Raw genomic sequence first — 14,254 nt, 5'->3', positions numbered from 1 at the left:
CGATCCGGCGCCGGGCCGTCCCAAGCCGGATCAGCCCCCATGGGGGGCAGCGACCCGCGCAGCGGTGGAGCCTGGGGGCTCAGGTGTCCTGCGACGGAACATGCCATAGCCTTCCATGTGCAGGACCTTGTCGCCGTGCTGGTTGAACATTTCCCAGACCGTGCGCACCAGGCCGACATCGGCCCGCTTGGTCATGCCGCGCTTCTCGGTGATGGTGTGCTGCAGCCGCAGCACGTCGCCCGGGTAGACGGGCTTGGTCCACTTCAGGCTCTCCAGCCCAGGCGAGCCGAGGCTGGATGTCTGGTGCAGGAAATTGGTGACCATCAGCCGCATCGCCATCGCACAGGTGTGCCAGCCGCTGGCGCTCAGGCCGCCGAACACCGAGGCCTTGCCCGCGGCCTCGCTCAGGTGAAACGGTTGCGGGTCGAACTGCGAGGCGAAGGCAATGATCTCGTCGCGCGTGGGCGAGATCGTGCCGAGGTCGCGGGTCTGGCCGACGTCCAGGTCTTCCCACCAGATCTGGATGTGCGGGCTTTGTTCGGGTGTCGTGGCGGTCATTCAGCGTCCTCCGGAAACGTCCATCAGGGTCATCGTCGTGTAGCTCGCGGCGGGCGACAGCAGCCAGACAATCGCCTGCGCCACCTCGTCGGCCGTGCCCCCGCGCTGCATGGGCACCAGGTGCTTGAGGTCGTTCACCCGGTCGGGCAGGCCGCCCGAGGCGTGGATCTCGGTCTCGATCAGACCCGGTCGCACGGCGTTGACACGGATGCCCTCGGCCGCCACTTCCTTGGCCAGGCCGATGGTGAAAGCGTCGATGGCGCCCTTGCTGGCCGCGTAGTCCACATATTGGCCCGGCGATCCCAGGCGCGAGGCGGCGCTGGAAAGGTTGACGATCGACCCGCCTTCGCCGCCGTGCCGCGTGCTCATGCGGCGCACCCCTTCGCGGGCGCAGAGAAAGCTGCCGAACACGTTGATGTCGAACATGCGCTTGAAGCGCGCGGCGCTCATCTCGTCGACCCGCGCGGTCACGTCCACCACGCCCGCGTTGTTGACCAGCCCGGTGAGCTGCCCCAGTTTGGCATCCACCTTCTCGAACATGCGCAGGACCTGCGCTTCGTCGCTCACGTCGGCCTGCACCGTGATCGCCGTGCCGCCGCTTTCCCGGATGCCCCGCACGACCTCGTCGGCCGCCAGCGAATTGCCCTGGTAGTTCACGGCCACCGACCAGCCCTGGCGCGCCGCCAGCAGTGCAGTGGCCGCGCCGATGCCCCGGCTGCCGCCGGTGACCAGCAACACACCTGCAGATCCTGTGCTCATCCCGTTTCCTCCTGCCGGACATGGCGTTTGCGGTTACAACACGCGTCTGTCGAAACTTACCGCAGGTCGGTGCCCCGCGTGCGTCGCGCACCGGACCGGCCTCACCACAACATCCGGAGACAACATGGGCAGCTTCGTTCAACTCACTTCCGCCGACGGCTTCGATTTTCCTGCCTACGTGGCACAACCCGCCGTGCAGTCCAAGGGCGGGGTCGTGGTCCTGCAGGAAATCTTTGGCGTAAACAGCCACATCCGTGAAGTGGCCGACGGCTACGCCGCACAGGGCTACTTCGTGGTGGCGCCGTCCACCTTCCACCGCGTCAAACCGGGTGTCGAAATGGGCTACACCGAGGCCGACATGGGCGAAGGCATGGCGTTGAAGGCCGCGGTCGAGGCGCTGCCGGCGCCGGGCGTGCTGGCCGACATCCAGGCCGCCATCCGCCACGCCGCGCAGGGCGGCAAGGTCGGTATCGTGGGCTATTGCTGGGGCGGTTTGCTGACCTGGCGCGCGGCCTGCCTGCTGGATGGTCTGTCGGCGGCCGTGCCGTACTACGGCGGCGGCATGACGACCGAGGCCGAAGCGGCGCGTCAGGCGCGCGTGCCCACGCTGGCGCACTTCGCCGAGCAGGACAAATGGATTCCGCTGGACGGTGTCGAGGCCTTCCGGCAGGGCCACCCCGATGTGGCCGTGCACCTTTACCCCGCGCACCACGGTTTCAACTGCGACCACCGCGGCGCGTGGAACGCTGATGCAGCGGCCACCGCGCGCCAGCGCACGCTGGCATTCTTCGCGCAACACCTGCGCTGAGTTCGCCATGCGCAGGCTGCTGCGACAGTGTCTGGCCTGGGCGAGCTGTGTGGCGCTGCCCGCCATGGCGCAGACGCCCTACGGAGGGCCGCTGTTTGATGCGCACCTGCATTACAACGACGAGGCCTGCGTGCACGACATGCCCGAGCCGGCGTGTCCCCATCCGCTGGCCGACGTGCTGGCGCGCATGCAGCGCAACGGTGTGCGGGCGGTGCTGGCGAACTCACGCCCCAATGCCGGCACCCGCGCACTGGCCAGCGCCCGCGAGGCCACGCGCGCAGCGGGTGTGACCGTCGTGCCGTTCGTGCGGCTCTACCGCGACCGGGCCGACTACAGCACCTGGTTCCGCGACGACAGCATCGTCGAGATGGTGCGCGCTGAGCTTTCCCGGAGCACGCCCGCGGGGCCGTACCGTGGCCTGGGCGAATTCCATCTTTACGACAGCGCCAACGCCAACGGCCCCGTCGCCCGCCAGCTCATGGCGCTGGCCGAGCAGGACGGTCTGGCGGTGCTGGCCCATGTGGACGATGCCGCGATCGACCTGCTGATGGCGCACACCCCGTCCAAAGGCCAGAAGCTCAGGCTGATCTGGGCACACACAGGGATTGGCGGGCCGCCGGTGGAGAGGGTTCAAGCCTTGATGGCCCGCTACCCGTTGCTCATGGGTGAGCTGTCGTACCGCCCGGGGCTCACCTGCGAGGGCGGCCAGCTGTGTCCCGAGTGGCAGGCGCTGGTGCTCAGGTATCCGGACCGTTTCCTGATCGGATCAGACACCTGGGTCAACCAGCGCTGGCTCTACTACGACGAGCTGATGCAGTCCTACCGGGTCTGGCTGGGTGGCCTTCCGGCCTCGGTCGCCAGGCGCATCGCCTGGGAAAACGCGGCCAGCCTGTTTGGTCTGTCTTCCGGCCAGGGCCGGCCCTGACGGCGCAGCGGATCAGCGGCCGGTGCGCGCCAGATAGCGCTTGCGCCAGAACACGACGCCCAGCGAGAGCGCGATCATCAACATCGAGCCCATGGCCCACCAGAAACCCCGCTGCTCGTGCAGCAGCGGGATGAACTCGAAGTTCATGCCGAAGATGCCCGCGATCAGGTTCAGCGGCAGGAAGATGGCGGTCAGCGCGGTGAGCGTGCGCATGATGTCGTTGGTGCGGTTGCTCTGCGCCGAAAAGTGCATCTGCACCGCGGTCTCGGCGTTCTGCTCCAGCCGCCGCACGTGGTGGATCACGCGTTCGATGTGCTCCAGCACATCCCGGCTTCGCACCTTGAGCAGCTCCAGTCCCTTGGCACCGCCGAAATGCTCGCTCTTGCCCTCCACCACCTCCCAGCCGGCCAGCGCTTCGATCCAGTCCTGCACGGCCGAACGCTGGTCCTCGCAGATTTCATCCAGCTGGTGCAGCGAGATGCGCGCATCGAGCAGCGAATTCCAGTTGTTGAACCGGGTGGACGGGTGCAGCAGCTCGGCCTGCCAGTGGTCGAGCTGGCGGGTGAGCTCGCGCCGCAGCGCCAGGTAGCCGTCCACCATCTGGTTGACGATGCGCAGCATCAGGTCGGCCGGGCCAGTGGGCAGATTGACCCCGGCGGCGCGCGAGGCCGATGAGTTGGCCGCCAGCAGGCGGGATGCGTATTGCTCCAGCACCGTGCAGCCGGCCGGATGCACGGTCAGCAGCACATGGTCGAACACCGCAAACCCGACCGGACTGGTGTCGATGTGGCGCAGCACCGGCGGCCCGCCGCGCCGGGTGGCCTGGGTCAGAGGCTGGCCCGGGTTGGCCATGTCGGTCTCGCTGTGCCCGGCCGCCAGGCGGCGGAACACCAGCAGGTCGTACTGCGAGGTGTAGTCGAAGTGGGAGGGCAGCTGGTTGTTGAGCAGGTCCGACACATGCAGGTCCACCAGCGTCACGCCACCCAGCAACAGCAGCGTGGACTGGATGTGTGCCTGCTCCAGCTCGAATTCGCGCCGGCCGCAGGCGATCCACAGGAACCCTCCCGGTGGTGGATGGTGCGGCAGGGTGGCGGTTTCGCTGACCTGCCCGGGCGTGATGTGGAAGATGCGCATGGCGCTGGGCGGAGAGATCAGCCGCGCAGCAGGCGGGCCGCGTCGCGCGCGAAATAGGTCAGGATGCCGTCGCATCCGGCGCGCTTGAACGCCATCAGGCTCTCCATCATCACCGCGTCGTGGTCCAGCCAGCCGTTCTGTGCCGCCGCCTTGAGCATGGCGTACTCGCCACTGACCTGGTAGGCAAAAGTCGGCATCGCGAATTCGTCCTTCACCCGACGCACGATGTCCAGATAGGGCATGCCGGGCTTGACCATCACCATGTCGGCACCTTCGGCGATGTCCAGCGCGACCTCGCGCAGGGCCTCATCGCTGTTGCCCGGGTCCATCTGGTAGACCTTTTTGTCGGCTTTGCCCAGGTTGGCGGCCGAGCCCACCGCGTCACGGAACGGGCCGTAGAAGGCGCTGGCGTACTTGGCGCTGTACGCCATGATGCGCGTGTGCACCTGGCCGGCGGCCTCCAGCGCCTGGCGGATGGCGCCGATGCGCCCGTCCATCATGTCGCTGGGCGCGACCATGTCCACGCCCGCCGCAGCCTGCGTCAGCGCCTGCTGCACCAGGATCTTCACCGTCGGGTCGTTCAGGATGTAGTTGTGCTCGTCCAGCACGCCGTCTTGGCCGTGGCTGGTGTACGGGTCCAGCGCCACGTCGGTCATGACGCCCAGCCCGGGAAATTCTTTCTTGAGCGCCCGCACCACCCGCGGCACCAGGCCGTCGGGGTTCATGGCTTCCTGGCCGTCCGGGGTTTTGAGCGACTGGTCGATCACCGGGAACAGCGCCATATAGGGGATGCCCAGCTTCATGCAGTCTTCCGCCACCGGCAGCAGCAGATCCAGGCTCAGGCGCTCGACACCGGGCATGGACCCCACCGCTTCGCGCCGATTGGCACCATCCAGCACGAACACCGGATAGATGAAATCCGACGGGCTGAGCCGGTGTTCGCGCACCAGATCGCGCGTGAACGCGTCGCGTCGCAGCCGGCGGGGGCGGGAAATGGGGTAGGGGGCAGGGGTGTGCATGGGGCTATTGTGGCAAAGGCGCAGGTGCCGGGGCGAAGGTTTCGTCCCCGGGCAACGGTCGGGCAAGGTGTAGCAAGCCGTAAAAAACCCGCGGTGATTGAAAACCACGGTGGAATGTGTTGAACTCCGCAGTAAGAAGAAAATATCGTTGTCCCGGCACGGCGAACAGCGGCAAAGCAATGATATTTTTGACGCTTCTTCGCACCGATGCCCAAGAGGATCGGTGGCTGCGGAGCCTTGAACGGTCACGATCAGGGCGACCCAAAACAACGATTTCACAACGAGTACCGCCATGCAACCCACACCTACGAGCAAAGCGAACCCGACGGCGTCGTCCAAACCCGGAGCCCCTGCACCAGTCGAAACATGGGCGCTGGACGAGCACTGGCAGGAGTTGGTGACCGCTCTGGCGGATCACTTCACCGAGAGCGTGAGTGGATTGCAGGGGCAGATCGACCAGTTGCTGGCCAAGGGACGCATCACCAAGATGGAGCACCGCGCACTGAACATCCCGGCGGAACGCATCAAGCTCGCCGGTGTCAGCGCCCAGCAGATTCACCGCTTCTACAGCGGCCGCATCCGTCAGTCGCATGAGAAGGTCAACATGGCCGACCTCGTCGAGGGCGTGCTGCAGGAGCGCAAGCAGGAGCTGGGCATTCTGGGCATCGCGCTGCGCCGCAAGCTCAAGCCGGTGGAAGTGCTGATCGACCCGACGGTGGCCCACACTTTCGTGAATGCCGTGCTGGACTGGGGCATCCCCTTTGGCAACCGGGTCGACGTGCGCATGGACCTCAACGCCTGGCCGCAGCACGCCCGCCTGCAGATGCGCGTGGGCAATGAAGGCACGCCGCCGTCGAGCAGCACCTCGTCCGACAGCCTGAGCTGGATGCTGATCCGCCAGATCGCGGCGTCCGCCGGGGGCATCGAGGTCGAGCGGGACGTGACCGGTGAAGGAGTCAGCTTCACCGCCATGTTCAACCGCACCGTGGTGCAGGCGGTCGACGGCATTTCGGCGGTGGACCTGTCTGACGAGCACTCGTCGATGTTCAAGTCGCTCTCAGGTACCTACGTGCTGACCATCTCTCCGAGCTTGCAGATCCGCGCGGACGTGCGCGATGCCTTGCGCGAAATCGGCATCTCGTCCGACAGCGTGGTCGATTTCTCGCAGGCCCGTGACGCCATCAAGGCCCGCATGCCCAACCTGATCGTGGTCGACTCGGAAATCAAGGACGAGGACTTCGAGAAGTTCCGGGACGACCTGCTGCGCGAAGTCTTCGAGTTCCCGTTCGTCGAGATTTCCCCAGACGACAGCTCGTTCGACATGTCCGGATTTGGCGAGTTCTCCATGGCCAAGGTCGGTCGCGGGAACATTCGTGAAGCCTTGGGGACCGCTGTGATGTTCGAACTGGCCAAGATGATGTAGTTCTTTGGTATGTCTGTGGGAAACCTCACGCATGAAGCATGACCCCCTGTCAGATCTGACAGGGGGTCATGCTTGTCTTGGATGTTTTTTGATGTAACATAGGCACCGAGCGTGCTCTAGGGTGCGCTCCCCGCTTTTCCTCCCTGAGCGGGTGCCTTAGTGTGTGACAGCAAAAAGGCTTCCTAACCCGGCCCCTTGGGCCGGGTTTTTTTTCGCCCTTGCGCTGGACCCCGCAAAACCTGCCCCGGATACACTGCCCGGATGCTCTGGGTCAAGTCGTTTCACATCGTTTTCGTGGCCAGCTGGTTTGCGGGGCTCTTCTACCTGCCCCGCATCTTTGTCAACCTGGCCATGGTTCCGCCGGAAAGCGTGGCCGAGCGTGAGAGGCTGATGCTGATGGCCGGCAAGCTGTTCAGGTTCATGACCGTGCTTGCCGTGCCGGCGCTGGGACTTGGGTTCTGGTTGTGGCTGGGATACGGCGACATGATCGCGTTGGGCGGCTGGCTGCACGCCAAGCTGCTGTTGGTGGCACTGCTGCTTGGATACCACCACGCTTGCTGGTTGATGCTCAAGAGATTCCGGGCTGGCCAGAATCGCCGCAATCACGTCTGGTACCGCTGGTTCAACGAGGCGCCTGTGATCCTGCTGGTGCTGGTGGTGATCCTGGTGGTGGTGAAGCCGTTCTGATGCTGCGGCATCCGTGACCACGCGCTCTTCGGCGATGCCATTGGCGCTGCTCTTTGCGGCGATGGTGGTCTATGCCAGCCTCTATCCGTTTGAGGGTTGGCGCTGGCCAGGGGTTGCACCGCTGGATTTTTTGACGGCACCGCTGTCCAGGTACTGGAGCGGATTTGATGTGCTGGCCAATCTGGTGGGCTACATCCCGTTGGGCTTTCTGCTGGCGCTGGGTCTGTGGCGCTCTGGCTGGGGGCGATGGGCCTGGGTCGTGGCGGCGGCTGGTCCGGCGACGCTTTCCCTGGCGATGGAGCTCTTTCAGAACTTCCTGCCGTCGCGTGTGCCGTCCAACCTGGACTGGATGCTCAATGCCGCGGGCGCGGGGCTCGGGGCCGGTGTTGCCTGGGGGCTGGCGCGCCTGGGTGTGCTGCGCCGGTGGACGCAGTTCCGGAGCGACTGGTTCAACCCCCATGCGCACGGAGGCTTGGTGCTGGTGGCCTTGTGGCCTTTTTCTCTTCTCTACCCGGCGTCGGTGCCTTTTGGCCTGGGGCAGGTGTGGGAGCGTCTGGAGGCGCTTCTGGTGGAGGCTTTCAGCGGAACCCCGTTTTTGCAATGGGTTCCCGTGCATGGCGACGGATCCGGTGCGCTCGGGCCCCTGGCGCAGGCCTTGTGTGTGGCACTTGGGTTGCTGGCACCGCTGCTGACTGGCTACGCGGATGTGCGCACCGTACCGCGGCGGCTGGCTTTCCTGGTGCTGCTGTTGTCGGTCGGGCTGGGGGCCACGGGCTTGTCTTCGGCGCTGACGTATGGTCCGGAGCATGCTTGGGCCTGGGTCAATGCCTCGGCGCTGCTCGGGTTGGGCTTGGCGGCTGTGGCCGGTCTAGCGGCGCTGTGGCTGCCATCGCGGGTGTGCCATGTGGGCCTGATCCTGGCGCTGGCGGTGTCCCTGAGCCTGCTGAACCGTGTGCCGTCGATTGCCTACCTCGACCAGTCGCTGGAGGCGTGGGAGCAGGGGCGGTTCATCCGCTTCCATGGCCTGTCGCAGTGGCTGGGCTGGCTCTGGCCGTTTGCTGCGCTTGTGTTCGGGGTGCGCGCGGCGATCCGGGCGCCGGCATTGCGCTGACCCCGCCACTAAAATCCGGCCATGTCTGAAAACCGATCCTCCTATTACGAGCGGCACATCTTCTTCTGTCTGAACCAGCGCGACAGCGGCGAGGATTGCTGCGCACAGCACAAGGCGCAGGCCGCGTTCGACCGGTGCAAGAGCCAGGCAAAGTCCATGGGCCTTCTGGGGCAAGGCAAGGTGCGGGTCAACAAGGCGGGCTGCCTGGACCGCTGCGCGGGCGGACCGATTGCGGTCGTCTATCCGGAAGCGGTCTGGTACAGCTACGTCGACGAAAGCGACATCGACGAAATCGTGCAGTCTCATCTGAGCGATGGCGTGGTGGTCGAGCGTCTGCGGACGCCGCCCGAGGTGGGCCGTTGATGCGCCTGCCGCCGGGTGTGGAGGTACGCCCGTGAATGCCCAGACCGAGTTTGGCGTGCAAGCCGGCCCCGCGGGCCGTCTGGAGATGGCGACCGATCGGCCGGCAGGCGTCGCCCGTGGCGTCGCTGTCATTGCCCATCCGCACCCCTTGCATGGTGGAACTCTGACCAACAAAGTGGTTCAGACCCTGGCTCGCGCCTTCGTGTTGTCTGGCTGGACGGCCGTTCGGTTCAACTTCCGCGGCGTCGGCGCCAGCGAAGGCGTGTACGACGAGGGGCGAGGCGAACTGGACGACCTGTTGTCGGTGGTCGAGGCGGTGGCTCCGGCCGGACCGCTGTGTCTGGCCGGGTTTTCATTTGGTGCCTTCGTGACCACCCGAGCGGTCGAGCAGCTGCATACCCGGCGCGAGATCGAGCGGGTGGTGCTGGTGGGGACAGCCGCCAGTCGTTTCGATGCGGCGGCGGTGCCTGCGGACTTGCACGCGCGCACGCTGGTGGTTCATGGCGAGCAGGACGACACCGTGCCGCTGGAGGCGGTGATGGACTGGGCGCGTCCCCAGGTGCTGCCCGTGCTGGTGGTTCCTGGTGGCGGGCATTTTTTCCATGGCCAGCTGCCGCTGCTGCGGGAACTGGTTCAGCGGCATGTGCGGGCCTGATCCGTCCCTTCCGTTTCTTCCTTTTTTTCTCTCTGTTTGTTTGACTGGATTGCGATGTTGTTGCATCGAGCGGCGTCCCGCTTTTTGACTGTTCTGGCGCTCTGCGCCTCGTTCGCGGCGCATGCCGCTGCTCCCCAGCCACCCGAGGTCGCGGCCCGGGCCTACCTGCTGATCGATGTCACCTCGGGACAGGTGCTGGCGGCCAAGGACGCCGACAAACCGGTGGAGCCGGCCTCGCTGACCAAGCTCATGACCGCCTATCTGGTCTTCGACGCCCTCAAGTCGGGCAAGCTGGACCTCAAGCAGACCCTGTCGGTGAGTGAGCGCGCCTGGAAGATGCCGGGCTCGCGCATGTTCATCGATCCCAAGATGAAGGTGCCGGTCGAAGACCTGGTCAAGGGCATGATCGTGCAGTCGGGCAACGACGCCACGATGGCGCTGGCAGAAGGTGTGGGCGGCACGGCCGAGCAGTTTGTCGAGATGATGAACCGCCAGGCCAAGGCGCTTGGCATGAATGGCACGACCTACCGCAATCCGGAAGGGCTGACGGTCGCGGGCCACATCACTACCGCCCGAGATCTGGCGACGTTGGCTCAGCGGCTGATGCGCGACTTTCCGGAATATGTGCCGTTCTACGCGATCCAGCACTACCGCTATCCGGGCACGCCGGCCGCCAACGACAGCAACCGCAACCTGCTGCTGTTCCGCGATCCGACGGTGGACGGACTCAAGACGGGTCACACCGATGCAGCCGGGTTCTGTCTGGTCGCGACGGCCCGTCGGGAAGTGGCATCGCTTGGCAAGGGCAAGGACGGTCTGCGCCGGCTGTTGAGTGTTGTCCTCGGGGCGTCCAGCGAAAACGCCCGCGCCGCGGAAAGCCAGAAATTGCTGAACTGGGGCTTCACGGCCTGGGATGTGGTCCGGATCAGCCAGCCAGGCGATGCCGTGGTGAGTCCGCGGGTCTGGAAGGGGCGGGCGTCCGAAGCCAGACTGGGCAGGCCTGAAGGGGTGGTGGTGTCGATTCCGGCCGGGCAGGGCGCAGGCCTGAAAACCGAGGTCTCTCGTCCGGACCCTTTGGTGGCGCCGCTGCTGAAGGGGCAACAACTCGGCACGCTGCGCGTGCGCACAGCCAGTGGTGAGCCGGTGGCCGAGGTGCCGCTGACCGTTCTGGACTCGGTGGAGGAAAGCGGCATCCTGGGCCGGGCCTGGGACGCGGTGCGCCTCTGGATTCAGTGACATCAGTGCCGCATTCGGCATGCTTGCCATCTGGATTTGGCACTTTCAGTGCATCGTGATACAGTCGAGGGCTTTTCGGAATTTTCCGAAGGGTTTTTCGTTTTCGCTTTCAAACGTTTAGGGACGTTTCATTCATGCCAACCATCAGCCAACTCGTGCGCCAAGGCCGGGAGGTCGAAAAGACCAAATCCAAGAGCCCGGCCATGGAAAACTGCCCCCAGCGTCGTGGCGTGTGCACCCGCGTGTACACCACGACTCCCAAGAAGCCCAACTCCGCTCTGCGTAAGGTCGCCAAGGTGCGCCTGACCAACGGTTTTGAGGTGATCTCCTACATCGGTGGTGAAGGCCACAACCTCCAGGAGCACAGCGTGGTGCTGGTTCGTGGCGGTCGTGTCAAGGATCTGCCTGGTGTGCGTTACCACATCGTTCGTGGCTCGCTCGACCTGCAAGGCGTGAAAGACCGCAAGCAGTCGCGCTCCAAGTACGGTGCCAAGCGTCCCAAGAAGGCCTGATCTTCCTGAGATATCGGTGTTTGTTCCGCCTGGCAGGTGGTCCAAACGTAGTGACCCCAAACACGGGCTGTTCCGTGCGGGTCGAGTAAGTGAGAGCTCCGGATGGCTCTCGCGGTGTCTGAAAAGATGCCAACTGAAGCAATGCAGAGGTAAAAAATGCCACGTCGTCGCGAAGTCCCTAAACGTGAAATCCTGCCGGATCCCAAGTTCGGCAATGTCGAGCTGTCCAAGTTCATGAACGTGATCATGGAAGGCGGCAAAAAGGCGGTCGCCGAGCGCATCATTTATGGTGCCCTCGAGCAGATCGAAAAGAAGACCGGCAAAGACCCGGTGGAAATCTTCTCGACCGCCATCAACAACGTCAAGCCCATGGTGGAAGTCAAGTCCCGTCGCGTGGGTGGTGCCAACTACCAGGTGCCCGTTGAAGTGCGTCCCGTCCGTCGTCTGGCGCTGTCGATGCGCTGGATCAAGGAAGCGGCCCGCAAGCGCAGCGAAAAGTCCATGGCCCAGCGCCTGGCCAACGAGCTGGTCGAGGCCACCGAAGGCCGTGGCGGCGCCATGAAAAAGCGTGACGAAGTGCACCGCATGGCCGAAGCCAACAAGGCCTTCAGCCACTTCCGCTTCTGATTCACGCGGGCGTCACGCCCGCCCTGTAGCCTTTCAGAAGCGAGCCCGCGGGCCCCATAAGGGTCGCGGGCTTTGGTACTTAATTTTGGAGAATTTTCATGGCACGCAATACGCCCCTTGAGCGTTACCGCAACATCGGTATTTCGGCGCACATCGACGCCGGCAAGACCACCACGACCGAACGCATCCTGTTCTACACCGGTGTGAACCACAAGATCGGTGAAGTGCACGATGGCGCCGCCACCATGGACTGGATGGAGCAGGAGCAGGAGCGTGGCATCACGATCACGTCCGCTGCCACCACCTGCTTCTGGCGTGGCATGGACAATTCCTTTGCCGAGCACCGCTTCAACATCATCGACACCCCCGGCCACGTGGACTTCACCATTGAGGTGGAGCGTTCCATGCGCGTGCTGGATGGCGCCTGCATGGTGTACTGCGCCGTGGGCGGCGTGCAGCCCCAGTCGGAAACCGTCTGGCGCCAGGCCAACAAGTACAAGGTGCCGCGTCTGGCCTTTGTGAACAAGATGGACCGCACCGGAGCCAACTTCTTCAAGGTCTACGACCAGATGAAGCTGCGCCTGAAGGCCAATCCCGTGGCCATCGTGATCCCGATCGGCGCTGAAGAACACTTCACCGGCGTGGTCGATCTGCGCAAGATGAAGGCCATCATCTGGGACGAAGCTTCCCAGGGCATGAAGTTCACCTTCGAAGACATTCCCGCCAACCTCATCGAGCAGGCCAAGGAATGGCGCGAAAAGATGGTGGAAGCCGCGGCCGAAGCCTCTGAAGAGCTGATGAACAAGTACCTGGAAGAAGGTGACTTGACCGAAGCCGAAATCACCGCCGGCCTGCGTGCCCGTACGCTGGCGTGCGAAATCCAGCCGATGCTGTGCGGCACCGCGTTCAAGAACAAGGGCGTGCAGCGCATGCTGGACGCCGTGGTCGAACTGCTGCCTTCGCCGGTGGACATTCCCCCGGTCGGCGGCACGGACGAAGACGAACAGCCGACCAGCCGCAAGGCCGACGACGACGAAAAGCTGTCTGCTCTGGCGTTCAAGCTGATGACCGACCCGTTCGTCGGTCAGCTGACCTTCGTGCGTGTGTACTCCGGTGTGCTCAAGAAGGGCGACACCGTCTACAACGCGGTCAAGGGCAAGAAGGAGCGCATCGGCCGTATTGTGCAGATGCACGCCAACAACCGCCAGGAAGTGGAAGAAATTCGCGCCGGCGACATCGCTGCTTGCGTGGGCCTGAAGGAAGTGACCACGGGTGAAACCCTGTGCGATCCGTCCGCCATCATCACCCTGGAACGCATGGTGTTCCCGGAGCCCGTGATTGCGCAGGCCGTGGAACCCAAGTCCAAGGCCGACCAGGAAAAGATGGGCATCGCCCTGAACCGCCTGGCCGCCGAAGATCCGTCCTTCCGCGTGCGCACCGACGAAGAATCCGGTCAGACCATCATCGCCGGCATGGGCGAGCTGCACCTGGAAATCATTGTCGACCGCATGAAGCGCGAATTCGGCGTGGAAGCCAACGTGGGCAAGCCGCAGGTCGCCTACCGCGAAACCATCCGTGGCACCGTGGAAGAAGCCGAAGGCAAGTTCGTGCGCCAGTCCGGTGGTAAGGGCCAGTACGGCCACGTCGTGCTGAAGATCGAGCCGCAGGAAGCCGGCAAGGGCTTCGAGTTCGTCGACGCCATCAAGGGCGGTGTGGTTCCTCGCGAATTCATCCCGGCCGTGGAAAAGGGCGTGAACGAAGCGCTGACCACCGGCGTGCTGGCGGGTTACCCGGTCGTGGACGTCAAGGTCACGCTGCACTTCGGTTCGTACCACGACGTGGACTCGAACGAACTGGCGTTCAAGATGGCGGCCATCTTCGGCTTCAAGGAAGGCTGCAAGAAGGCCCAGCCGGTCATCCTGGAACCCATGATGGCCGTGGAAGTCGAGACGCCTGAAGACTACGCCGGTACGGTGATGGGCGACCTGTCCAGCCGCCGCGGCATGGTGCAGGGCATGGAAGACATGGTCGGTGGCGGCAAGGCCATCAAGGCAGAAGTGCCCCTGTCCGAAATGTTCGGCTACTCGACCTCGCTGCGTTCGGCCACGCAAGGCCGCGCGACCTACACGATGGAATTCAAGCACTACTCGGAAGCCCCGCGCAACGTGCAGGAAGCCATCATCTCGGCCCGCGCCAAGTAATTTCGAACCTGTCTTCGGCACCGCCTTGCGCGGTGGGTCGGCTGCCCGTGGCCGGCCCGTGCCGGAGACGTTAAACCATCACGGGTTTTGTTCTTTTTGAGGTATTTGCAATGGCAAAAGAGAAATTTGAGCGGACCAAGCCGCACGTGAACGTGGGCACGATTGGTCACGTGGACCACGGCAAGACGACGCTGACGGCCGCCATCACCACCGTGCTGGCAGCCAAGTTCGGTGGT

At 64.5% G+C, this 14,254-nt stretch carries 16 protein-coding genes; 12 read left to right on the top strand and 4 right to left on the bottom strand.

Annotated elements, in window-relative coordinates; translation table 11 throughout:
* Positions 1–30 precede the first annotated feature (30 nt).
* Both ACLIJ1_RS15420 and ACLIJ1_RS15415 read right to left on the bottom strand, forming a co-directional pair.
* A complete protein-coding gene (locus ACLIJ1_RS15420; protein WP_411366422.1) occupies positions 31–558 on the bottom strand; it encodes a MaoC family dehydratase in 528 nt (175 codons plus the stop codon).
* Positions 559–1,317 (bottom strand): SDR family oxidoreductase, encoded by a 759-nt coding sequence (locus tag ACLIJ1_RS15415; protein ID WP_411366421.1) that lies wholly within the window; start codon positions 1,315–1,317, stop codon positions 559–561. It lies immediately after the preceding gene.
* A gap of 124 nt (positions 1,318–1,441) precedes the next feature.
* Between ACLIJ1_RS15415 and ACLIJ1_RS15410 the strand changes: the two genes are divergently transcribed.
* Positions 1,442–2,125 carry a dienelactone hydrolase family protein gene (locus ACLIJ1_RS15410; protein WP_411366420.1) on the top strand — a complete coding sequence of 228 codons (684 nt, stop codon included), beginning with the start codon at positions 1,442–1,444 and terminating at the stop codon, positions 2,123–2,125.
* Between the two features lie 7 nt (positions 2,126–2,132).
* Entirely contained in the window at positions 2,133–3,050 is a 918-nt protein-coding gene (locus ACLIJ1_RS15405; RefSeq protein ID WP_411366419.1) for an amidohydrolase family protein, read from the top strand.
* A gap of 12 nt (positions 3,051–3,062) precedes the next feature.
* Here ACLIJ1_RS15405 and ACLIJ1_RS15400 read toward each other — a convergent pair whose 3' ends face one another.
* Together ACLIJ1_RS15400 and hemB are read right to left on the bottom strand one after the other, a co-directional pair.
* Positions 3,063–4,184: a magnesium transporter CorA family protein gene (locus ACLIJ1_RS15400; RefSeq protein WP_411366418.1), complete on the bottom strand. Its 1,122-nt coding sequence runs from the start codon at positions 4,182–4,184 to the stop codon at positions 3,063–3,065.
* Between the two features lie 17 nt (positions 4,185–4,201).
* Positions 4,202–5,203, bottom strand: a complete 1,002-nt coding sequence (hemB, locus tag ACLIJ1_RS15395; protein WP_411366417.1) for a porphobilinogen synthase — start codon at positions 5,201–5,203, stop codon at positions 4,202–4,204.
* A 292-nt stretch (positions 5,204–5,495) separates the two neighbouring features.
* Here hemB and ACLIJ1_RS15390 point away from each other — a divergent pair, with 292 nt between their 5' ends.
* From ACLIJ1_RS15390 to ACLIJ1_RS15345, 10 genes are all read left to right on the top strand, one after another.
* A complete protein-coding gene (locus tag ACLIJ1_RS15390) occupies positions 5,496–6,626 on the top strand; it encodes a hypothetical protein (RefSeq protein ID WP_411366416.1) in 1,131 nt (376 codons plus the stop codon).
* Positions 6,627–6,887: 261 nt separating this feature from the next.
* Positions 6,888–7,313: a CopD family protein gene (locus ACLIJ1_RS15385; RefSeq protein ID WP_411366415.1), complete on the top strand. Its 426-nt coding sequence runs from the start codon at positions 6,888–6,890 to the stop codon at positions 7,311–7,313.
* Positions 7,314–7,347: 34 nt separating this feature from the next.
* Positions 7,348–8,424, top strand: a complete 1,077-nt coding sequence (locus tag ACLIJ1_RS15380) for a VanZ family protein (RefSeq protein ID WP_411367020.1) — start codon at positions 7,348–7,350, stop codon at positions 8,422–8,424.
* Between the two features lie 21 nt (positions 8,425–8,445).
* Positions 8,446–8,787: a (2Fe-2S) ferredoxin domain-containing protein gene (locus tag ACLIJ1_RS15375; protein ID WP_411366414.1), complete on the top strand. Its 342-nt coding sequence runs from the start codon at positions 8,446–8,448 to the stop codon at positions 8,785–8,787.
* A gap of 31 nt (positions 8,788–8,818) precedes the next feature.
* Positions 8,819–9,442, top strand: a complete 624-nt coding sequence (locus ACLIJ1_RS15370) for an alpha/beta hydrolase (RefSeq protein ID WP_411366413.1) — start codon at positions 8,819–8,821, stop codon at positions 9,440–9,442.
* Positions 9,443–9,496: 54 nt separating this feature from the next.
* Positions 9,497–10,678 (top strand): D-alanyl-D-alanine carboxypeptidase family protein, encoded by a 1,182-nt coding sequence (locus tag ACLIJ1_RS15365; protein WP_411366412.1) that lies wholly within the window; start codon positions 9,497–9,499, stop codon positions 10,676–10,678.
* Positions 10,679–10,812: 134 nt separating this feature from the next.
* On the top strand, positions 10,813–11,190 hold the full coding sequence (gene rpsL, locus ACLIJ1_RS15360; RefSeq protein WP_411366411.1) for a 30S ribosomal protein S12: 378 nt from the start codon (positions 10,813–10,815) through the stop codon (positions 11,188–11,190).
* A gap of 156 nt (positions 11,191–11,346) precedes the next feature.
* Complete coding sequence (gene rpsG / locus ACLIJ1_RS15355) at positions 11,347–11,817, top strand: 30S ribosomal protein S7 (protein ID WP_066160156.1); 471 nt, start codon at positions 11,347–11,349, stop codon at positions 11,815–11,817.
* A 98-nt stretch (positions 11,818–11,915) separates the two neighbouring features.
* On the top strand, positions 11,916–14,018 hold the full coding sequence (fusA, locus tag ACLIJ1_RS15350; RefSeq protein WP_411366410.1) for an elongation factor G: 2,103 nt from the start codon (positions 11,916–11,918) through the stop codon (positions 14,016–14,018).
* A 110-nt stretch (positions 14,019–14,128) separates the two neighbouring features.
* Positions 14,129–14,254 (top strand): GTP-binding protein (locus tag ACLIJ1_RS15345; protein ID WP_253946095.1); only part of this gene is annotated, 126 nt, incomplete at its 3' end.

This window comes from Hydrogenophaga sp. RWCD_12, assembly GCF_046604225.1.
GTDB lineage: Bacteria > Pseudomonadota > Gammaproteobacteria > Burkholderiales > Burkholderiaceae_C > Hydrogenophaga.
Note: the sequence above shows the minus strand (reverse complement) of the source record. Positions and strands in the feature narration are given on the sequence as shown.

What these genes read in the sequence shown, in the direction of transcription:
- ACLIJ1_RS15420 (WP_411366422.1), bottom strand. Translation starts at nt 558, where the DNA reads ATGACCGCCACGACACCCGAACAAAGCCCGCACATCCAGATCTGGTGG.
- ACLIJ1_RS15415 (WP_411366421.1), bottom strand. Translation starts at nt 1,317, where the DNA reads ATGAGCACAGGATCTGCAGGTGTGTTGCTGGTCACCGGCGGCAGCCGG.
- ACLIJ1_RS15410 (WP_411366420.1), top strand. Translation starts at nt 1,442, where the DNA reads ATGGGCAGCTTCGTTCAACTCACTTCCGCCGACGGCTTCGATTTTCCT.
- ACLIJ1_RS15405 (WP_411366419.1), top strand. Translation starts at nt 2,133, where the DNA reads ATGCGCAGGCTGCTGCGACAGTGTCTGGCCTGGGCGAGCTGTGTGGCG.
- ACLIJ1_RS15400 (WP_411366418.1), bottom strand. Translation starts at nt 4,184, where the DNA reads ATGCGCATCTTCCACATCACGCCCGGGCAGGTCAGCGAAACCGCCACC.
- hemB (WP_411366417.1), bottom strand. Translation starts at nt 5,203, where the DNA reads ATGCACACCCCTGCCCCCTACCCCATTTCCCGCCCCCGCCGGCTGCGA.
- ACLIJ1_RS15390 (WP_411366416.1), top strand. Translation starts at nt 5,496, where the DNA reads ATGCAACCCACACCTACGAGCAAAGCGAACCCGACGGCGTCGTCCAAA.
- ACLIJ1_RS15385 (WP_411366415.1), top strand. Translation starts at nt 6,888, where the DNA reads ATGCTCTGGGTCAAGTCGTTTCACATCGTTTTCGTGGCCAGCTGGTTT.
- ACLIJ1_RS15380 (WP_411367020.1), top strand. Translation starts at nt 7,348, where the DNA reads ATGCCATTGGCGCTGCTCTTTGCGGCGATGGTGGTCTATGCCAGCCTC.
- ACLIJ1_RS15375 (WP_411366414.1), top strand. Translation starts at nt 8,446, where the DNA reads ATGTCTGAAAACCGATCCTCCTATTACGAGCGGCACATCTTCTTCTGT.
- ACLIJ1_RS15365 (WP_411366412.1), top strand. Translation starts at nt 9,497, where the DNA reads ATGTTGTTGCATCGAGCGGCGTCCCGCTTTTTGACTGTTCTGGCGCTC.
- rpsL (WP_411366411.1), top strand. Translation starts at nt 10,813, where the DNA reads ATGCCAACCATCAGCCAACTCGTGCGCCAAGGCCGGGAGGTCGAAAAG.
- rpsG (WP_066160156.1), top strand. Translation starts at nt 11,347, where the DNA reads ATGCCACGTCGTCGCGAAGTCCCTAAACGTGAAATCCTGCCGGATCCC.
- fusA (WP_411366410.1), top strand. Translation starts at nt 11,916, where the DNA reads ATGGCACGCAATACGCCCCTTGAGCGTTACCGCAACATCGGTATTTCG.